Genomic DNA, 2450 nt, shown 5'->3' with positions numbered 1-2450 from the left:
CGGCCGCGGCACGGGGGGCCGGCCGGAGGCCGTGGCCGGACGTCATGAGCGCGGCTCGACGTCCCGCTCCGCCAGCAGTTCCTGGATGTGGGTGTTGACGCGGTGGCCCTTGAGGACGGTGTCGGCCAGGAAAGCCGCACCGGTCACCTCGCCGACGCAGCCCGGAGCCGCGCACGCGCAGGTGAACGGGGAGGCCATGTCCCATTCGGTGGAGGGGTAGAAGAAGGTCAGCTCGTCCCCGGGGGCGAGCCGGCGGGTGGCGACGACGTTCCCCGCGGCGGCGTCCACATAGGTGCTCGGGTCGCAGGAGTGGTTGAGGAACCGGATGTCCGTGCCGATGACGTGCTTGTCCCGCTCGACCTGGATCGTGTACTTGGTGGCTTCCGCCGGGACGCAGTCGCTCAGGGTCATGATCTCGGCCCCCTCCTCGATGACCGCGTCGGCCACCAGCCCGGTCCCTACCGCCAGTCCCGTGACGGTCCGGTAGTTCCGCTCCACCGTGAGCTGCGTGCTGTGCGAGTTGCTCATGACTGTGGTGCCTTTCGTCTGACTTTGGGTAGGTAGGGGGACGGAGTCCGCGAGGCGCACCGGGCTCTCCCCGGCCGCCCCACGGGCTCGTCGTGCCGTGTGCGGCAGGGATCAGCCGCCGTCGAACGCCTTGACGACCAGGACGGCGTTGTGTCCGCCGAACCCGAACGAATTGCTCATGGCGGTACGGATTTCGCGCCGCTCGACGCCCCGTGTGCCGAGGTTCAGCACCGTGTCCTCGGGGTCCGTGCAGTTCGTGGTCGGGGGTACGGTGCCCGTGCGCATGGCCTCGACGGTCGCGATGAGATCGACGGCGCTCGCCGCGCCCATCATGTGACCGAGCACGGACTTCACCGAGGTCGTGGGGATACGGGGCAACTGCTCGGCGAACACCTCGCGCAGGGCCACGAGTTCGACCCGGTCCCCGCCGACGGTCCCCGTGGCGTGCGCGTTGATGTAGTCGATCGCGCCGACGTCCGTCTCCGCGTCCGCCAGCGCCAGCCGCATCGCCCGCTGCAGCCCGGTGCCCTCCGGATCGGGAGAGGTCAGGTGGTAGGCATCGGTGGTCGCGGCGTAACCGGCCACCTCGGCCAGGATGTCGGCGCCCCGCCGCACCGCGTGCCCGGCCTCCTCCAGCACCAGCACACCGGCGCCCGCGCTCATCACGAACCCGTCGCGCCCCAGGTCGAACGGGCGGCTCGCGCCCGCCGGGTCGTCCGCGCGCCGGGACAGCACCCCCGTCCTGGCGGTGGCGGCCATCTGCACGGAGGTGAGGCAGTCGTCCGACGCTCCGGCCAGCATCACGTCGGCCGTGTCCGTCGCGATCATGCGCGCGGCGTCACCGATGCAGGTCGCCCCCGTGGCGCAGGCGGTGCTCGTCGAACCGGACGGGCCCTGCGCGCCGAAGCGCAGCGCGACGTCGACGGCCGCCGAGTCGATGCCGCCGCTGACGGCGTAGTACGGGCTGACGGCCCCGGCACCCTTGACGACGAGTGCCCGCGCGGCCTCGAAGGCCGACTTCTCCGCCCCGTATCCCGAACCGATGAGCACCCCCATCCGGTCGCGCCGGAGCGACGGCACGTCCAGGCCGGCGGCCTCCACCGCCTGCACCGCTGCGGCCAGGGCGTACTGGGCGAAGGGGTCCAGCCGCCGGACGGTCCTTCTGGGCATGTACGCGGTGGGGTCGAAGTCCTGTACCTCACCGGCGATCGTCACCGGGAGGTCGGTGGTGTCGAAACCGGTCGCCTCCGCGATCCCGCTCCGGCCGGACAGCAGTGCCTCCCACAGGGAGGGCACGTCAGGGCCCACCGGGGTGACCGCGCCGTAGCCGGTCACCACCACCCGCCGCCGGGTGGTGCGCGCCGCTCCGGCCCTCACAGCCCGGCCCCGTTCTGTGCGCCGCCCCACAGCGCCGGGTGCTCCTCGCGCAGCAGGTTCCGCAACTGCCCGGTGTCGGTCTTCCCGTTGCGGTTCAGCGGCAGGTCGGGCAGGACCACGACGTGGTTGGGCTGTTCGTACGAGGGGAGCAGCGCGCAGATCCGCTCCCGCCACTCCTTGGGGTCGCCCCGGTCCGGATCGGCCACGACGAAGATCAGCCGGCTTCCCCACCGCGCATCGTCGACCGGAACGACCACGACCTGCCGCCCGCACCGGCCCGCCTTGGTGGCGAGGGCCTCCGGGTAGAGCAGGTGCCCCATCCGGTGGACGGCCTGGGAACGGCCGATCACATACAGGTCGTCCTCGTCCGAGAGATAGCCGAAGTCACCGGTCTCGTACCACTCGCCGGTCTGCTCGCGGATCGAACCGTCGGGCTCCAGATAGCCGACCAGGGCGTCGGGGGAGCGCACCCAGATGTGACCGAACTCCGCACTGTGGCCGGCCCGGGCGTCGGGGGAGTCGGGTGCAGCGCCCGGGGGAGCGGG

3 protein-coding genes are annotated in these 2450 nt (G+C 72.1%); all 3 read right to left on the bottom strand.

Annotated features, from left to right (window positions below; translation table 11 throughout):
- Positions 1-42: 42 nt before the first annotated feature.
- Positions 43-528: an SET domain-containing protein-lysine N-methyltransferase gene (locus tag ACWGIG_RS38500; RefSeq protein WP_453326382.1), complete on the bottom strand. Its 486-nt coding sequence runs from the start codon at positions 526-528 to the stop codon at positions 43-45.
- Between the two features lie 111 nt (positions 529-639).
- Positions 640-1905: a beta-ketoacyl-[acyl-carrier-protein] synthase family protein gene (locus tag ACWGIG_RS38495; RefSeq protein WP_453326381.1), complete on the bottom strand. Its 1266-nt coding sequence runs from the start codon at positions 1903-1905 to the stop codon at positions 640-642.
- The coding region (locus ACWGIG_RS38490) for an AMP-binding enzyme (protein ID WP_453326380.1) at positions 1902-2450 on the bottom strand (549 nt) is incomplete at its 5' end. The genes ACWGIG_RS38495 and ACWGIG_RS38490, both read right to left, overlap by 4 nt.

The sequence above is a fragment of the Streptomyces sp. NPDC054863 genome, from assembly GCF_053610825.1.
This window is presented reverse-complemented; position numbering and strand designations above follow the sequence as displayed.